This window comes from Pseudomonas sp. p99-361 (assembly GCF_003935475.1).
Taxonomy (GTDB): Bacteria; Pseudomonadota; Gammaproteobacteria; order Pseudomonadales; family Pseudomonadaceae; genus Aquipseudomonas; species Aquipseudomonas juntendi.
In genome coordinates this window covers 1-15610 of the sequence record NZ_RHQO01000014.1, presented here as the reverse complement: position 1 = coordinate 15610, position 15610 = coordinate 1, and the positions used below count along the sequence as shown (strand labels likewise).

The 15610-nt window shown below is 63.6% G+C and carries 14 protein-coding genes and 1 pseudogene; 10 read left to right on the top strand and 5 right to left on the bottom strand.

The window, feature by feature from the left end; all coding sequences use genetic code 11:
* Positions 1-54 precede the first annotated feature (54 nt).
* Positions 55-2901 (bottom strand): RNA polymerase-associated protein RapA, encoded by a 2847-nt coding sequence (gene rapA, locus EGJ22_RS08855; RefSeq protein WP_029885158.1) that lies wholly within the window; start codon positions 2899-2901, stop codon positions 55-57.
* A 151-nt stretch (positions 2902-3052) separates the two neighbouring features.
* On the opposite strand from rapA, the gene EGJ22_RS08850 reads away from it, so the two are divergent.
* From EGJ22_RS08850 to EGJ22_RS08830, 7 genes are all read left to right on the top strand, one after another.
* Positions 3053-3748 carry a M949_RS01915 family surface polysaccharide biosynthesis protein gene (locus tag EGJ22_RS08850; protein WP_009684624.1) on the top strand — a complete coding sequence of 232 codons (696 nt, stop codon included), beginning with the start codon at positions 3053-3055 and terminating at the stop codon, positions 3746-3748.
* Positions 3749-3811: 63 nt separating this feature from the next.
* Positions 3812-4141, top strand: a complete 330-nt coding sequence (locus tag EGJ22_RS08845) for a hypothetical protein (protein ID WP_029885159.1) — start codon at positions 3812-3814, stop codon at positions 4139-4141.
* A 67-nt stretch (positions 4142-4208) separates the two neighbouring features.
* Positions 4209-4370, top strand: a complete 162-nt coding sequence (locus tag EGJ22_RS26100; protein ID WP_172828378.1) for a hypothetical protein — start codon at positions 4209-4211, stop codon at positions 4368-4370.
* A gap of 135 nt (positions 4371-4505) precedes the next feature.
* Positions 4506-4622, top strand: a complete 117-nt coding sequence (ccoM, locus tag EGJ22_RS26785) for a cytochrome c oxidase subunit CcoM (protein ID WP_003254862.1) — start codon at positions 4506-4508, stop codon at positions 4620-4622.
* A gap of 244 nt (positions 4623-4866) precedes the next feature.
* Positions 4867-6855: an FUSC family protein gene (locus tag EGJ22_RS08840; protein WP_029885160.1), complete on the top strand. Its 1989-nt coding sequence runs from the start codon at positions 4867-4869 to the stop codon at positions 6853-6855.
* Complete coding sequence (locus EGJ22_RS08835) at positions 6842-7048, top strand: DUF1656 domain-containing protein (RefSeq protein WP_009684629.1); 207 nt, start codon at positions 6842-6844, stop codon at positions 7046-7048. Before EGJ22_RS08840 ends, EGJ22_RS08835 begins: the two co-directional genes overlap by 14 nt.
* Before the next feature lie 12 nt (positions 7049-7060).
* Positions 7061-7918: an HlyD family secretion protein gene (locus EGJ22_RS08830; RefSeq protein ID WP_029885161.1), complete on the top strand. Its 858-nt coding sequence runs from the start codon at positions 7061-7063 to the stop codon at positions 7916-7918.
* 22 nt (positions 7919-7940) lie between these two features.
* Here the strand turns inward: EGJ22_RS08830 and EGJ22_RS08825 are convergent, their stop codons facing one another.
* Positions 7941-8699: an SDR family NAD(P)-dependent oxidoreductase gene (locus EGJ22_RS08825; protein ID WP_029885162.1), complete on the bottom strand. Its 759-nt coding sequence runs from the start codon at positions 8697-8699 to the stop codon at positions 7941-7943.
* 23 nt (positions 8700-8722) lie between these two features.
* Here EGJ22_RS08825 and EGJ22_RS08820 point away from each other — a divergent pair.
* Positions 8723-8950: pseudogene (locus EGJ22_RS08820) on the top strand (LysR substrate-binding domain-containing protein); the annotation flags it as partial.
* Between the two features lie 125 nt (positions 8951-9075).
* The gene (locus EGJ22_RS08815; RefSeq protein WP_029885164.1) at positions 9076-9405 is read left to right on the top strand and encodes a DUF2025 family protein; all 330 of its coding nucleotides are present in this window, start codon (positions 9076-9078) and stop codon (positions 9403-9405) included.
* Between the two features lie 70 nt (positions 9406-9475).
* On the opposite strand, the gene EGJ22_RS08810 is transcribed toward EGJ22_RS08815, so the two are convergent.
* Together EGJ22_RS08810 and EGJ22_RS08805 are read right to left on the bottom strand one after the other, a co-directional pair.
* Positions 9476-12040: an EAL domain-containing protein gene (locus EGJ22_RS08810; protein WP_029885165.1), complete on the bottom strand. Its 2565-nt coding sequence runs from the start codon at positions 12038-12040 to the stop codon at positions 9476-9478.
* A gap of 51 nt (positions 12041-12091) precedes the next feature.
* Entirely contained in the window at positions 12092-13165 is a 1074-nt protein-coding gene (locus tag EGJ22_RS08805; protein ID WP_029885166.1) for a diguanylate cyclase, read from the bottom strand.
* 129 nt (positions 13166-13294) lie between these two features.
* Here EGJ22_RS08805 and EGJ22_RS08800 point away from each other — a divergent pair, with 129 nt between their 5' ends.
* A complete protein-coding gene (locus EGJ22_RS08800; RefSeq protein WP_029885167.1) occupies positions 13295-14386 on the top strand; it encodes an MBL fold metallo-hydrolase in 1092 nt (363 codons plus the stop codon).
* 2 nt (positions 14387-14388) lie between these two features.
* Here EGJ22_RS08800 and EGJ22_RS08795 read toward each other — a convergent pair whose 3' ends face one another.
* Complete coding sequence (locus tag EGJ22_RS08795; protein WP_029885168.1) at positions 14389-15285, bottom strand: formate/nitrite transporter family protein; 897 nt, start codon at positions 15283-15285, stop codon at positions 14389-14391.
* Positions 15286-15610: the final 325 nt, after the last annotated feature.

Sequence of the window (15610 nt, the reverse complement as noted above, 5' to 3'; positions counted from 1 at the left end):
CGCCGGTTTTCGCGGGCACCTGCGCTGCCCAGGGGGAGGGGTGCTGGTATGGCGTCAGCCGGCGACTAGTACACGAATGGCTTCCAGGCGCAGGGCAGCTTTTTCCAGCATTGCCATGCCCTCTTCGCGCTGCTTGCGCAGGGCGTCGATTTCGCTGTCACGCACGCTTGGGTTCACCGCTTGCAAGGCGAGCAGGCGCGCCAGTTCTTCGTCGGCCTCCGCTGCCAGGCGGCGTTGGGCTTCCGCCACACGCTCGACGTGGGTGGGCAGGATCTTCTCTTCGCCACCGCTGATGCGCTTGGCCAACACGTCGCGCTGCGCCTGGACAAACTTGTTGGCGCTGGCCCGTGGCACGCTTTCAAGCTGGTCGTTGAGCGTTTCGAAGGCCACGCGCGAGGCCAGGTCGTTGCCGTTGGCATCGAGCAGGCAGCGCAGTGCCGCAGGGGGCAGGTAACGCCCCAGTTGCAAGCTTCGCGGTGCCACCACCTCGCTGACGAACAGCAGTTCGAGCAGCACGGTACCGGGCTTGAGCGCCTTGTTCTTGATCAGGGCGACGGCGGTATTGCCCATGGAGCCGGACAGCACCAGGTCCATGCCGCCTTGCACCATCGGGTGTTCCCAGGTCAGGAACTGCATATCTTCGCGCGACAGCGCCTGGGCGCGGTCGTAGGTAATGGTCACACCTTCGTCGTCGCCCAGCGGGAAGCTGGCGTCGAGCATTTTTTCGCTCGGCTTGAGGATGAGGGCGTTCTCGGAGTGGTCTTCGCTGTCGATGCCAAAGGCGTCGAACAGCGTTTCCATGTAGATCGGCAGGGCGAACTGGTCGTCCTGCTCGAGGATGGCTTCTACCAGCGCCTCGCCTTCACCCGCGCCGCCCGAGTTCAGCTCCAGCAAGCGATCGCGGCCGGTGTGCAGTTCGGCTTCCAGGCGCTCGCGTTCGTGACGGGCGTCGGCGACCAGGCTGTCCCAGGCCTTGCTGTCGCCGCCTTCGAGCAGCGGCAGCAGGCGTGGGCCGAACTGGTGCTGCAGGGCGTTGCCGGTCGGGCAGGTGTTGAGGAACGCGTTGAGCGCTTCGTGGTACCACTGGAACAGGCGTTCCTGCGGGCTGCCCTGCAGGTAGGGGACATGCAACTGGATGGTGTGCTTCTGGCCGATACGGTCCAGACGGCCGATACGTTGTTCCAGCAGGTCCGGGTGGGCCGGCAGGTCGAACATCACCAAGTGGTGCGAAAACTGGAAGTTGCGGCCTTCGCTGCCGATCTCGGAGCAGATCAGCACCTGGGCGCCGAACTCTTCATCGGCAAAGTAGGCGGCTGCCCGGTCGCGCTCCAGAATGCTCATGCCCTCATGGAACACCGAGGCCGGAATGCCGGAGCGCACGCGCAGGGCGTCTTCCAGGTCCATGGCGGTTTCGGCGTGGGCACAGATGACCAGCACCTTGGTGCGCTTGAGCATTTTCAGGGTGTCGATCAACCAGTCGACCCTTGGGTCGAAACGCCACCAGCGCTCGTTGTCGGTGCTGTCACCCTGTGCCTGGAAGGCGACCTCCGGGTACAGCTCGGCTTTCTCGCCTGGCGGCAGCTCGCGGTATTGCTCGGGCATGGCCACCGGGTAAGGGTGCAGTTGGCGCTCCGGGAAGCCCTGGACCGCCGCGCGGGTGTTACGGAACAGCACTCGGCCGGTGCCGTGGCGGTCGAGCAGCTCACGGATCAGCCGCGCGCTGGCCTGGGTATCGCCATCGCTGACCGCGGCCAGCAGCGCTTCGCCCTCAGCCCCCAGGAAGCCCTGGATGGTGGCGTGTGCCTTCGGCGACAGGCGGCCTTCGTCGAGCAGCTCTTGCACGGCTTCGGCGACCGGGCGGTAGTGATCGCTTTCGGCGCGGAAGGCGGCCAGGTCGTGGAAACGGTTGGGGTCGAGCAGGCGCAGGCGAGCGAAGTGGCTGTCCTGGCCAAGCTGTTCAGGGGTAGCGGTAAGCAGCAGTACGCCAGGAATCACCTGGGCCAGTTGCTCGACCAGGGCGTATTCGGCGCTGACCTGGTCCTCGTGCCAGACCAGGTGGTGAGCCTCATCGACAACCATCAGGTCCCAGCCGGCGGCAAACAGCGCATCCTGGGCCTTCTCGTCCTCTACCAGCCACTCCAGGGCCACCAGTGCCAACTGGGCGTCATCGAACGGGTTGCTGGCGTCGCTTTCGATGAAGCGTTCGGCGTCGAACAGCGCCACCTGCAAGTTGAAGCGCCGGCGCATTTCTACCAGCCACTGGTGTTGAAGGTTCTCCGGCACCAGGATCAGTACTCGGCTGGCCCGGCCCGTCAGCAACTGGCGGTGAATGACCAGGCCAGCCTCGATGGTCTTGCCCAGGCCCACTTCGTCGGCCAGCAGTACCCGCGGCGCGCTGCGGTCGGCGACTTCGCGGGCAATGTGCAACTGGTGAGCGATTGGCTGAGCGCGGCAACCGCCCAGCCCCCACAGCGCCGACTGCATCTGCTTGCTGGTGTGCTGCAGTGTGTTGTAGCGCAGGCTGAACCACGCCAAAGGGTCGATCTGCCCGGCAAACAGGCGGTCGCTGGCCAGGCGGAACTGAATGAAGTTCGACAGCTGGGTTTCCGGCAAGGTGCGCGGCTGGTTCTGCCCGTCGAGGCCGTGGTAGACCATCAGCCCGTCGATGTCCTCGACCTCGCGTACGGTCAGCTTCCAGCCTTCGAAGTGGGTGATCTGGTCACCTGGCGCGAAGCGCACGCGAGTCAGCGGCGCATTGCGCAGGGAATACTGGCGCGTGTCGCCAGTGGCCGGGTAGAGCACGGTCAACAGGCGGCCATCCTGCGCCAGGATGGTACCCAGGCCGAGCTCTGCTTCGCTGTCGCTGATCCAGCGTTGCCCCGGTTGATACTGCTGCGCCATACTGCCTGAACTCCCGCGATGAAAAAGCCGATTATGTTAACGGATCGGCCGGTGAGACCAAAGTGCCGAGCGCACCTAATGGTGCCGAAAGCCATCAGTCTAGCCGTTTCACCGCTCTGTACCGCACCGCCGACGAGGGCCACGCACCAACATGTCTGCCAAGCACAGCTGGATCAGCGCTTCCATGGCCGTGGGCAGCCTGTTGCTGCTCAGTGCCTGCGAGCAGAAAACCTTCGAGCCTTTGGCCCCCATTCCCACCGATCAGCTTGAAGTGCTGGGCGTGCAGGCGCCGATCAAGAGCGTGCATTTTCGCGACCGCGATGGCGAAGGGCTGCTGGTATTGAGCCGCAGCGATGGCCAGGCCAGCGACCCGGAAAGCGAGCAGGAGGTCGACAAGGTGGTGCTCAAGGCCACCTTGTACGGGCGCACGGCGCAAAGCGATGCGTTCAAGGCCCGCTGGCAGATCGAGCAGGAAACCACGTGTCCCGGCCTGGACCTGGATGTCGACTTCTATACGGATGTCAGTGACGTCAGCGACCTGAACAAAGATGGCGTGGCCGAAGTGACAGTTGCCAGTCACGCCTTTTGCGGCGGGGGTATCGACCCCCACGACATCGCCATCGAAATGCGTGAAGGGCAGGCCAGCTACACCATTACCGGGCAGTCGCTGATCAGCCCCGCAGGCGAGGACCCGGTGGGGGGCGAGCGCACCGACAGCGCTTCGCTCAAGAACGCCCCGCAAGTGTTGCGTGACCACATGGATGCGGTCTGGCAGCAGGTCTACAAGCGCCCCTGGAGCGAAGCCAGCCCGCCCAGTGACGACGAGCCTGACGATGATGTGGAGTAAAGGCTGGGCCTGAGATCAAGGTAATGCCGCGCCTGCCGATACAGCGGGCATAGGAGAACGCCCATGCTGCCGCCGATCATACCGCTCAGTGCCGCCCCGGTGACCTCGCAACAGGACCCGGTCAAACCTACCCCCGACATCAAGCCGGTGGTACCGGCGCAGCCTGCGTCCGGCGAAACTGCCATCGACCTCAAGCAGCAGCGCGATCCACAGGAGCAGGCACTGCTGTTGCGTGATGAGCAGCGCCGCCAGCAGCAACGGCGCCAGCAGCGTGGGGAAGGGCGCTACAACCCCGAGCCTGGCGACGAGGTCAACGCCGACAATACTGTCCCGGTCGTGCCATTGATGGACGAGCCCAACCGCCAAGGGCTGCTGGTGGACATCGAAGTCTGACACGGGGCTGGTCAGCGCCTGCGTCGGGCTTCATCATGCAAGTCTCCGTTGATCGTCGAGCCCACCCATGAGCCAAGACAACCTTATCGATTTCGATGCTGAACGCGCCAAGCGCGTGCATGACCTCAAGGAAAAACGCCTGAACGAGATGCGCAATGCATTCGAGCAGGCTCTGCCGTTGAACACCGGCAAGAAAAAGAAGCCCAAGGGTAAGCCGAACAAGCGCTGAAACTTGACGCAGGTCAACCCTGCACCTGCCTCGTGTGCCCGGGCCCGGGCACCATTGACCCTGATCAATTTTCCCTCGCCCGACATTGGTTAACGTTCTCCCATCGGACAACGGCAAACGAATGGGGAGGCCAGCATGTTCTTCGACAATGTGGTTATCGCCGGTGTGGTAACGGTCGGGCTGATGGTTGCTTTCTTTGCCGGTCTGGGCATTTTCATCTGGAAGGACTCGAACAAGCGCAAGCCGCGCTGACCTTCCGGGTACACGAGCACGCAAGGCATTTAGGGCGACTTCGGTCGCCCATTTTTTTTGCCTGGCATTTGCGTGTGGCCTGCCGGGCCACAGGGCTCAAGCCAGCCATCGCGCAGCGTGGCGTGCGCTGACGCGGCAGTTGGATTGCAATGAAGATGAGTAGCTAGCTAATTATTCATTTTCACTTTATTCTCTGCGCCATTGTCTATCTTTTCACTACTACCCTCCCCGCAAGGTTCGCCCAGTGCCCATCACGCTTCAGGCCCTGTTCGCCCCCACCCCCCTCGCCATCAAGTTCGCCATCAAAACCCTGCTCGGTGGTGGCCTGGCGTTGTGGCTGGCAATGCGTTGGGGCCTGGAGCAGCCGTCCTGGGCATTGATGACGGCGTTTATCGTTGCCCAGCCGCTGTCTGGCATGGTGGTGCAGAAAGGCCTGGCGCGGTTGGCCGGCACCTTTGTCGGTACGGTCATGGCGGTGGTGCTGCTGGGCCTGTTCGCCCAGACCCCGGGGCTGTTTCTGATTGCCCTGGCCTTGTGGCTGGCCTTGTGCACCGCCGCCTCTACCCAGTTGCGCAGTGCCTGGGCCTATGCCTTCGTGCTGGCCGGCTACACGGCAGCGATCATCACCTTGCCGGCCATCGACCACCCGCTGCAGGTGTTCGACCAGGCGGTGGCCCGCTGCACCGAGATCAGCCTGGGTATTTGCTGCGCCACGGCCAGCAGTGCCTTGCTCTGGCCGATGCGGGTCGAGCAGCAGCTTGGCGGCCAGGCGCGTCAGGCCTGGCAGAACGGCCTGCAGGCCGCCAGTGCGATGCTGGGTGGCGAGGACGATGCACGCAGGGGCTTGCTGGAGAGCCTGGGGCGCATCGTTGCCATCGACAGCCAGCGCGAGCATGCCTGGTTCGAAGGCAACCGCGGGCGTCAGCGTGCCCGAGCCATTCGGGGGCTAAGCCAGAAGCTGATGGTGCTGTTGCGTATTTCCCGGTCGGTGCGCCGGCAGTGGCGGCAACTGGATGAGCAGCAGGCGGAACACCTGGCCCCCTGGTTGTCTGAAGTTCGGGCGCTGCTCGACAAGCCCGACCAGCCCAGCCTGTTGTTGCTGCGCCAGCGCGTCTGGGATGCCGCGCACGATGAGCATATAAGTTCGGTTGAGCATTACTGCCTGGCGCGCATGGCCCTGCTGTTGGATTACGCCATGGCCGCCGGCCAGGCGCTGGAGGCTGTGGAAACGGGCACGGCGCCGAAGGATGTCGGCCAAGGCCTGGCCGTGCACCGCGATTGGTCGCTGGCCTTGCTGTTCGGTTCGCGTAGCGCACTGGCGTTTCTGGTGATGAGCGCTTTCTGGCTGGCCACCGCCTGGCCTTCGGCGCCGGGCGGCCTGGTGCTGACCTGTGTGGTCTGCAGCCTGTTCGCCAGCCGCGAGAATGGCGCGCAGATTGGCTTGAGTTTCCTGCGCGGGATCTGCCTGGCCATACCGGCAGCGTTCCTGGTCGGGCAGATTCTGCTGCCGCAATGGAGCAGCTTCGCGCTGCTTTGCCTGGGCATGGGGGTGCCGCTGTTGTTCGGCGCGCTGGGCATGGCCCACCCGCGTACCGGCGCCACTGCCACCTCTTATTGCCTGCACTTCATCGTACTGGTGTCGCCGGTGAATGCCATGCAGTTCAGCGTGGCGACCATGCTCAACAGTGCCTTGGCCATGCTGGTAGGGGTGTCGGCAGCGGTCATGGCGTTTCGCTTGTTGGTGTTCCGTCACCCGGCCTGGCTTGGGCGGCGCCTGCGTGCTGCAACCCAGAGTGACCTGGTGCGCCTGACCCGGCGTGACCTGCGCGGGGCCGATACCTGGTTCGGCGGGCGCATGGCCGACCGCCTGATGCAGTTGGCGCGGCATGCCAGCGAGTTGCCCGAGGGCGAGCGCAAGCGCTGGGACGATGGCCTGCACGGGCTGGATATCGGTGATGAACTGGTGCACCTGCGCATGTGCCTGGCGGTCGCGCAGGCGCCGTTGGGCGGCGCCGAGCGGGAGTACCTGCAGCAAGTGGAGGCGGTACTGGCCAAAGGGCCTGCCGCCGGGCGCGGGCAACAGCTGGACAGTGCCAGCGAACGGTTCATTGCTGCGTTGCACCGCCAGCCTGCGAGCGACCCGCTGCGGTTGGCCGAGGGCGCGGTGCTGCAATTGCAGAAAAGCTGGGGCAAGTGGTGCCGCTGGCAGGAGGAAGCCCATGGGGTTGCGTGAATGGGAAGTGGGGGGCGTGCTGCTCAGCCCGTTTCTGCTTTATGTGTTGCTGGCGCTGGTGCTTACCGGCCTGCTGCGCCTGCTGGTGCAGGCCACGCCGTTGGCGCGCTGGATCTGGCATGAAGCGCTGTTCGATGCGGCGGTTTTCGTTTGTGTGCTGTTCCTGGTGGTACGCCTGCTGGGAGCTTTTTAAAGGAGTGTTTCGATGCGTGCGGCCGTACGTACTCTTGTAACCCTGTGTGTGGTGGCCCTGGCCGTGTTGGCCGGTTACCAACTGTGGCAGTACTACATGCTTACCCCCTGGACCCGGGATGCCCGTGTGCGCGCCGATGTGGTGGTGATTGCACCTGACGTTTCCGGCTGGGTGCGCCAGCTCAAGGTGCATGACAACCAGCAGGTCAAGGCGGGTGAGCTGTTGATGAGCATCGACCGCGAGCGCTTCCAGGCCGCGTTCGACCAGGCCAGTGCGGTGACGCAAACCCGCGCCCAGCAGCTGCGCCTGCGCGAGAGTGAAGCAGCCCGGCGTACCGCCCTGGGGCCCGAGGCGATCAGTGCCGAGCTGCGGGAGAACGCGCAGATCAATGCTGCCATCGCCCGTGGCGAGTTGCAGGAAGCCCAGGCGCAGCTGCAGGTGGCGAAAATCAACCTGGCGCGCAGTGAAGTGCGTGCGCCGCGCAGCGGGCACATCACCAACCTGCGCCTGGCCGAAGGCAACTACGTGAACACCGGCCAGTCGGTGATGGCCTTGGTGGACGATTCGACGTTCTATATCCAGGCCTACTTCGAGGAAACCAAGCTGCCGCGCATTCGCGTGGGTGACCCGGTAAAGGTCTGGCTGATGGGCGCGGGTGAACCCATGCAGGGGCATGTAGAAAGCATCAGCCGCGGCATCACCGACAGCAACAGCAACCCGGACAGCCAGCTGCTGCCTGAGGTTGAGCCGACCTTCAATTGGGTGCGCCTGGCCCAGCGGATACCGGTGAGAATCCGCCTGGACCAGGTGCCCGACGGCGTGACCCTGAGTGCGGGGATGACTGCGAGCGTGCAAGTGCATGAGCCGTGAGCCGGGGCCCGGGCACCCGCCACTACAGGAACATGCCGCCCGAAACCTCCAGGCGCTGCCCGGTGATCCAGCCATTACCGTCTTCCAGCAACAAGGCGATCGCCGCGCCGATATCATCCGGCAAACCCACCCGTCCCAGCGCGGTGTTGCCAGCAATGTAGTCATTCACCTGCGGGTTGTCCCGCACGACGCCCCCGCCAAAATCGGTCTCGATGGCCCCCGGCGCCAGGATGTTCACGCGAATGCCGCGGGCGCCCAGTTCCTTGGCCTGGTAGCGGGTCAGCACTTCCATCGCGCCTTTCATGGCGGCATAGGCGGCGTACCCGGGTAGGGCAAACCGTGCCAGCCCGGTCGAAATGTTGATTATCCGGCCGTTATCGACCAGCAGTGGCAACAGGCGCTGGGTGAGGAAGAACGGGCCTTTGAGCTGAATGTTCAGCAGTTGGTCGAACTGCGCCTCGCTGGTTTCGGTATACGGCACGTTCAACCCGATGCCGGCATTGTTCACCAGAAAGTCGAAACGTTGGCGACCGTGGTGCTGCTGCAAGGCAGCCGCCAGCCGCTCGGCAAAGCCGGCAAAGCTGCTGGCGTCACCCACATCCAGTTGCAGCATGGTCGCCTTCACACCTGCCTGCTCCAGCGTGGCCGCCACGGCCTGTGCTTCTTGCGCCTTGCTGTTGTAGGTGCCGATGATGTGGATGCCACGGGCGGCCAGATGCTCGGCGGTGTTACGGCCAAGGCCGCGGCTTGCGCCGGTGATCAGGGCAATCTTGCGGGTCATGGTAAGAACCTCGTGATGGGCCCTACTCGGCAGCCTGCCTGGCCGGGCTGGGGCTGATACAGGTACCGGCGGTGGGGGTGGCCGAACACCTGCAGCGCGGCGAACTGGTCGCACTGCTGCCGGCCTGGCAGGCGCCGGCCATGTCCGTGTCACTGCTGTATGCGCGGCAACGGCATGTACCCCGCCGGGTGCAAGCGTTCATGCAATGGCTGGCAGAGGTGCTTCGCAGCGAGGTCGATGCTACGGCGTGAAGTTGAGCCGGGTCATGGCGCACGCACGGCTGCTTGCATTAGGCTTGGACTGGCGAGGCGCCCGGCAGAGGCGACCCTGTGCTGCCCAGCGTGCGTATCTTCCGATTTCATCACGAGGTTACGCCATGGCCATTACTTCCCAGGACATCTGCAACGCAGCTGACCAGCTCAAAGGCTTCGTCGGCTTTCATGACAAGCGCGGCGTTCATATCGTGCGTTTTTCCGAAGACGCGTTCGGTATGGATGTCGCTGACGCCAGCATCACCCCCTGCAGCGAGTTTGTCTGGCGCCCCGAGCAGGGGCAGCGCATGGCCCTGTGCCGGGAGCGCCTGGCACTGTTGCTGGACCAGCACGTGGATGACCGCTTGAACATCGCAGAGCCGCTGCGCATCTACCTGCGCCGCGGCGACTTGCCGGAAATCATCGCCGAGCGGCGTGTGCAGCCTACTGGCTGAGGCCCGCTCGCGCCCGTTGGGTTGATCGAGGCGTTGCCGCGCAACCGTGCAGAGGCGGCTCGACCCGCGCCTACCGGGGGCGCTGCAGCAACGCCCGCATGGCCGCGGTATCCAGTGGCCGGCTCAGGTAATAGCCCTGTACTTCATGGCAGCGGTCCATTTGCAGCATGGCTAGTTGCTGTTCGGTTTCCACGCCCTCGGCCGTAACGGTCAGCCCCATTGCCTTGCCCAGGTTGATGATGGCCTGGACCACCGCACGGTCGCTGCCGCCGTTGGTGCTCAGGCCACTGATGAAGCGCTTGTCGATCTTGAGGCTGTCGAAAGGATACGTTCGCAGGTAACCCAGCGATGAATAGCCGGTACCGAAGTCGTCCATGTTCAGGCGCACGCCCAGTTCTTTGAGCGACAGCATGGTCCCCAGCGCGCCCTCGATGTCGTTGAGCATCACATTCTCGGTGATCTCCAGTTCCAGGCGTTGCGCCGGGAATGCCGTGCCCAGCAGGATTTCCCGCACGTCTTGCACCACATCGCTGCGCAGGAACTGCGCCGGTGACAGGTTGACCGACACCAGGATGTCTGCAGGCCAGTCAAGGGCGGTGCGGCAGGCCTCGTGCAGCACCCAGCGGCCCAGCGCGACAATGATATCGCTCTGTTCGGCCAGCGGGATGAAGGTATCCGGCCCCAGCAGCCCTTCCTGGGGGTGCTGCCAGCGTATCAGCGCCTCGACCGCGACCACGCGCAGGTCGCTGAGGCGGTAGCGCGGCTGATAGTGCAACTCGAACTCCTGGTTGCGCAGGGCGCGGCGCAGGTCGTTCTCCAGTTGCCGCCGGTACTGGATCTGCTGGTTCATTTCGCTGGCGAAGTAGCGCCAGGTGCTCTTGCCGTCTGCCTTGGCCTGGTACAGGGCGATGTCGGCACAGCGAATCAGCTCGCCGGCGTCGAAGCCCTGGGTGCGGGTCTGGGCGATGCCGATGCTGGCGCCAATGTGCAGGGGTTGGCTGTCGAACATGACCGGTTGTTGCAGCAAGCCGATCAGGCGCGCGCAGAAGCGGTCGATCTCCTGGCGGTTGTCCATGCCGCCAAGTACCACGATGAACTCGTCCCCGCCCAACCGCGCCACCAGGTCACCGTCGCGGGTGGTGTCGCGCAGGCGGGCTGCCACTTCCTGCAGTACCGCATCGCCAGCCGCATAGCCGAGTGAGTCGTTGATTGGCTTGAAGTTGTCCAGGTCAAGCAGCAACAGGGTCAACGGCGGTGAGTCTGTACCGCGCAGCAGGGCCTGTTCCAGGTGCCGGGCCAGTTTGTTGCGGTTGGCCAGGCCGGTCAGTGGGTCGTGCAAGGACAGGTGCTGAATACGCGCATGGGCGTCGACTTCGTCGGTGATATCGCTGGCAGTGCCGCGCAAACCCACGGCCGTGTCCTGGTGCCAGATGGCGCGGGCGGAAATCCGACAATAGCGGTTCTGGCCATTCTGGTCGCGGTAGGTGCAGCGCAGGTTGGCCAGCTGCTGTGGGTCAGCGGTGGCCAGGGCATCCAGCCAGGGCGACAAGGGCGTGGTGTCGCAGGCCAGCAACTGGTTGAGCGGTTGGCCGAGCCAGTCTTCGACCGGGTAGCCCGTCACGCTGGCAAAGCGTTGCGACAAGTAGGTCAGGCGGTGGTGCCGATCGGTCTCCCAGATCCAGTCCGATGCCGACTCGGCCACCGCGCGAAAACGTTGCTCGCTGGCCTCCAGCGCCAGGTTGCTATGCTGCAGGTGGGCAAGCGTCAAGCCGATGGCCCGGGAGCTGCGCCACGCATGGCGGCACAGGTAGAGCATGACCAGCCCAAGGATCAGCAGGGCGCTGAGCAGGGCAGGCAATACCGCCCCTAGCAGCTGGCGCCCAGGCAACACGCTGTTCCACGACAGATGGTAACCGGTGTCGCCCAGGTTGATGCGCAGGTGGTGGTGGGCTTGTGCGTCTTCCTTCTCAACGCGCATGCCGGCCAGGCCCGCACGCTTACCCAGCTGCGCCAGTTTGGCCTCGGTCAGCTGGTCGACGAACAGCAAGACCGGCGCCTGGCTCACTTCGCCTTCAGTAACATCGCGATCTGGCCGTATGGCCGCGGCGGTGAGCACGGCCGGCCAGCCATTGAACAGCACGAAGCGGGTGATCTGCTCGCGGGCAATGGCTGCCGCTCGGGCCTGGTCGATGATCGGCTGGATAGGGGCATCTATGTACGTGCCTACGCCTGCGGGGCTGGGCTGGCCTTTGAACAGGGCATAGGTGGTGCGGCCGTTTTCCACGACGAACACGCCTTCATAGCCGCTGGCGCTGTACAGCGATTCACCTATGTTCTTTTCATCATAGGCCCACTGCCAGTCGGCTTCGCCAGACAAGTGCTGCAAGGCGTCCTCCCATACGGCATAACTGGACAGGAATTGGCGCGACGCCAGTAACCGTTGCTCCAGCGCTTGATTGGCATGGAAGGCGCTGCGTTCGCGCTCTTGCTGGTCGAGGGTTGCGGCGATGTTGAACAGTGCGCCGAGAATGACCATGCAAGCCAGACCGTAAACGGTGCTGAAGCCGGCGATCAGGTTACGCACTTGGAAACGTGGGGTAGGGCTGGCGGGTAGGAGGTTGGCAGTCCTGGCCATGCGCGAGCGGCTCCTTCAGGAAACCTCCTGCCAGGCAGTGAGGCAGCAGGTTCAATCAGGATAGGCCAGCTTCAGTGCGGTAGCTGCGCCACCGGCAAAATTCACCCGGTCGCGGCCAGCGTGCTTGGCAGTGTATAGCGCCTTGTCTGCCTCTTGCAGCCAATGTTCCGGTGACTCCAGGCTGGCATTGAAAGGCGACAGGCCAATACTCAGGCTGATGCGCAGGTGAGGGAGCTGCGCGTTGCGATACCCGGAAACCTGCTCACGCAGGCGTTCCATGATCTGGCAGGCCTGGGCTTCGCTGGTGCCAGGCAGGATCACGCAGAATTCGTCGCCACCGTAGCGCCCGGCCTGGTCGCACTCGCGCAGGTTGCGGCGCAGCTCGGCGCTGAGCTGGCGCAGTACGCAGTCGCCAACCACGTGGCCAAAGGTGTCGTTGATGGTCTTGAAATGATCGATGTCGATCAAGGCGATCACCGCGTGTGCCTTTTGCTGTTTGCATTTTTGGTATTTGACGAGCAACAGGTCTTTCCAGGCGCCGTGGTTGAGCAACCCGGTGAGGCTATCCGTGAGGCTCAGGGCGCTGAGCCGGCGTTTATGGTCGCCCAGCTGGATTGCCAGCCGGTAGCACACCCAGCCCAGGGCCAGGGGGTACAGCGTCAGCATGGGCAGGCAGGCGTATATCTGCAGTGCAGTGGCATTCAATTGCAGGCCTGGGGCGAGCAGCAGGGTGCCGACCAGAATCCCGGCCAGTTGCGCAACAGCCCCTTTGAGCACCAATTGCCGGCCCCCGGCGGCCACGTTGTTCATGGTCATCATCGACAGCACGGTCACGGTCGGCAGCGGGTTGAAGTGCATGGCGGCGGCCCAGAAACCGCCCAGCAGCGAGTCCAGCAACAGGTTGCGTTGCTCGGCCCGGTACGGGGTTGCCGACCGGCTCGCCCACAAGTAGGCGACGTGGGGCCACAACAGGCCATTGAACAGCATCAGGCCCCACACCCAGGTGGGCGGGGATTGCGGGGCCACGCCAGCCATGACGCTGAACAGGCCGATGCCCATGCCCACCACACGTGGCGGGTAGATGCGCTTGACGAACGAAAGGCCTTTGCCGCTGCGGCTGTGCATCATGGTCATGTTCTTCTGCCGGGGTACCGTTTATCGCATAAATCGCATGAATATTGTCGAACAGTGTCGCCCCACTGAAAAATGACCTTACAAGCCAATTCACGGTTGATGCGATCACTGTGGGGTAACATGCGGACTTTCCTGTTGCTAGGAGTGTTGCTGATGGTTCCTTTGGCCAATGCTGCCGGTGACCCGGCGCCCCAGCGTGACGGGCGTTTTCACAATCAGGCGCAGCTACCGAAAGATGGCGTGCTGAAGAAGCTGCGCATCGGTCTGAAGTACCTGTTCCTGCGCAAACCGCCGAATAGCCGGCCAACCACGCCGGTCAGCCTGCAACCGATGACCCGCCAGCAGGTGCTCGATGCGCCAGACCGCAGTTTGTGGCGGCTGGGCCATTCCACGGTATTGCTGAAGTTGCGGGGGCGCTTCTTCATTACCGACCCGGTATTCGCCGAACGCGCCTCACCGGTGCAGTGGGCCGGCCCGCAGCGGTTCCATGCGCCCCCGCTGGGGCTGGACCAACTGCCGCCACTGGCGGCGGTGGTGTTGTCGCACGACCATTTCGATCACCTCGACGAGCAGGCAATCCGCCAGCTGGCCTCGCGAACCGGGGTTTTCCTGGCCCCGCTTGGCGTGGGTGAGCTGCTGATCAGTTGGGGCGTTGCGCCAGCGAAGGTGCGTCAGCTGGACTGGTGGCAGGAAAGCGAAGTGCAGGGTGTGCGTTTCATTGCTACCCCGGCCCAGCACTTTTCCGGGCGTGGGCTGTTGGACAGCAATCGCACCTTGTGGGCGTCGTGGGTGATCATCGACCAAGGCGTACGGGTGTTCTTCAGTGGCGATACGGGCTATTTCAACGGGTTCAAGCTGATTGGCGAGCGCTTTGGGCCGTTTGACCTGACCCTGGTCGAGACCGGCGCCTACAATCTCGCCTGGCCTGATGTGCACATGCAGCCAGAGCAGAGCCTGCAGGCCCACCTGGATTTACGCGGGCGCTGGATGCTGCCGATCCATAATGGCACGTTCGACTTGTCCACCCACGGCTGGCAGGAACCCTTCGAGCGCATCCTGGCGTTGGCAAGCCAGGCCCAGGTACGGCTCAGTACGCCGCAGATGGGCGAGCGGGTGAGCCTCGACTCGCCGCATGCCGGGCAGAACTGGTGGCAGCCCCGCCCGGTGCGTCAGCGCAGCCTGAAGAATGAGCGAAGCGTTGCGGCGCGCTAGTGTCACTTGGTGTCGTCTTTGCTGCGCTGGCGTTGCGCCCGCTCGTGCTCCAACAGCCGCGAGGGTGCCTTGCCACTGTCACTGCGCACCTGAGCGTGGCTGATGAGCGCGAAAATGAAACTACCGCCTATGATGTTGCCGGCCAGTGTCGGCAAGGCAAACTCCAGCCAGAAGCTGCGCCAGGTTTCTTCGCCGGCCCATACCAGGTAGGACACCTCGACCGAGCCCACTACTATATGGGTGAAGTCGCCAATGGCCATCAGGTAGGTGATCATCAGGATGATCCAGATCTTGGCGTTCTCCATCGACGGGATCATCCATACCATGGTGGCGATCATCCAGCCCGAGACGATGCCCTTGGCGAACATCTGGCTGATGTCGTTGCTCATGACCTTGCGGCCGATCTCCAGAAACGCCATGTCGGTCTTGCTGTCGAAGATCGGCAGCTCGAGCATCACCCAGGCCACCAGCAGGGTACCCGCCAGGTTGCCCAGCAGCACTACGCCCCAAAGCCGCAGAAGGCGGCCGAAGTTGGCAAGGGTAGGGCTGGTCATGACCGGCAGCACCGCAGTCAGGGTGTTCTCGGTAAACAGTTGCTGGCGGGCCAGGATCACGGCAAGGAAGCCGGCGCTGTAGCCGATGCTGGCGACTACCTGGGCGCTTTCACCTTCTGGCAGGCGGGCATAGAACAGTCCCATGGCCATCAGGGACAAGCCCATCGACAAACCGGCGGCGACAGCCGACCACCACAAGGCGGCGAGGGTCCGTTCCAGTTCCTGATCGCCCTGATAGCGAATGGTCTCGTGCAGCACTGCCGCTCGTGGCGGCTGGTTGTGGCTGACTTCCTGCTCTTCATCTGCCGAAAGCCCTGGGGTTTTCTCGCTTTGCTCGACACTCATGGCCGCTTCGCTCCGTGGTGGGGTTCTCTACAGATTCGTGGCGATTTCATTAGTTGCCGGGGGATGGGCGAAACGGCTGAGAAAAGTTTTTGGAACAAGGTGTTGACTCTGGATTCAAAGCGCGTATTATTCGCCTCCTCGCAGCGATCAACGCTTCGAGGCAAGCGGTAAGTTGTTGAAGTTGTTGGCTTTCGAAAGAAAGCAGCGGTAAAAAACTTCAAAATAAACGCTTGACAGCAAATGAGGAGAGCGTAGAATGCGCGCCTCGGTTGAGACGAAACGCTCTTAACCAACCGCTCTTTAACAAATCGAATCAAGCAATTCG

Bases quoted from the DNA above. Each gene is read 5' to 3' on its own strand.
- EGJ22_RS08845 (WP_029885159.1), top strand. From the start codon at position 3,812: ATGCTGCCGCCGATCATACCGCTCAGTGCCGCCCCGGTGACCTCGCAA.
- EGJ22_RS08850 (WP_009684624.1), top strand. From the start codon at position 3,053: ATGTCTGCCAAGCACAGCTGGATCAGCGCTTCCATGGCCGTGGGCAGC.
- ccoM (WP_003254862.1), top strand. From the start codon at position 4,506: ATGTTCTTCGACAATGTGGTTATCGCCGGTGTGGTAACGGTCGGGCTG.
- EGJ22_RS08805 (WP_029885166.1), bottom strand. From the start codon at position 13,165: ATGCACAGCCGCAGCGGCAAAGGCCTTTCGTTCGTCAAGCGCATCTAC.
- EGJ22_RS08810 (WP_029885165.1), bottom strand. From the start codon at position 12,040: ATGGCCAGGACTGCCAACCTCCTACCCGCCAGCCCTACCCCACGTTTC.
- EGJ22_RS08825 (WP_029885162.1), bottom strand. From the start codon at position 8,699: ATGACCCGCAAGATTGCCCTGATCACCGGCGCAAGCCGCGGCCTTGGC.
- EGJ22_RS08815 (WP_029885164.1), top strand. From the start codon at position 9,076: ATGGCCATTACTTCCCAGGACATCTGCAACGCAGCTGACCAGCTCAAA.
- rapA (WP_029885158.1), bottom strand. From the start codon at position 2,901: ATGGCGCAGCAGTATCAACCGGGGCAACGCTGGATCAGCGACAGCGAA.
- EGJ22_RS08795 (WP_029885168.1), bottom strand. From the start codon at position 15,285: ATGAGTGTCGAGCAAAGCGAGAAAACCCCAGGGCTTTCGGCAGATGAA.
- EGJ22_RS26100 (WP_172828378.1), top strand. From the start codon at position 4,209: ATGAGCCAAGACAACCTTATCGATTTCGATGCTGAACGCGCCAAGCGC.
- EGJ22_RS08830 (WP_029885161.1), top strand. From the start codon at position 7,061: ATGCGTGCGGCCGTACGTACTCTTGTAACCCTGTGTGTGGTGGCCCTG.
- EGJ22_RS08800 (WP_029885167.1), top strand. From the start codon at position 13,295: ATGCGGACTTTCCTGTTGCTAGGAGTGTTGCTGATGGTTCCTTTGGCC.
- EGJ22_RS08835 (WP_009684629.1), top strand. From the start codon at position 6,842: ATGGGGTTGCGTGAATGGGAAGTGGGGGGCGTGCTGCTCAGCCCGTTT.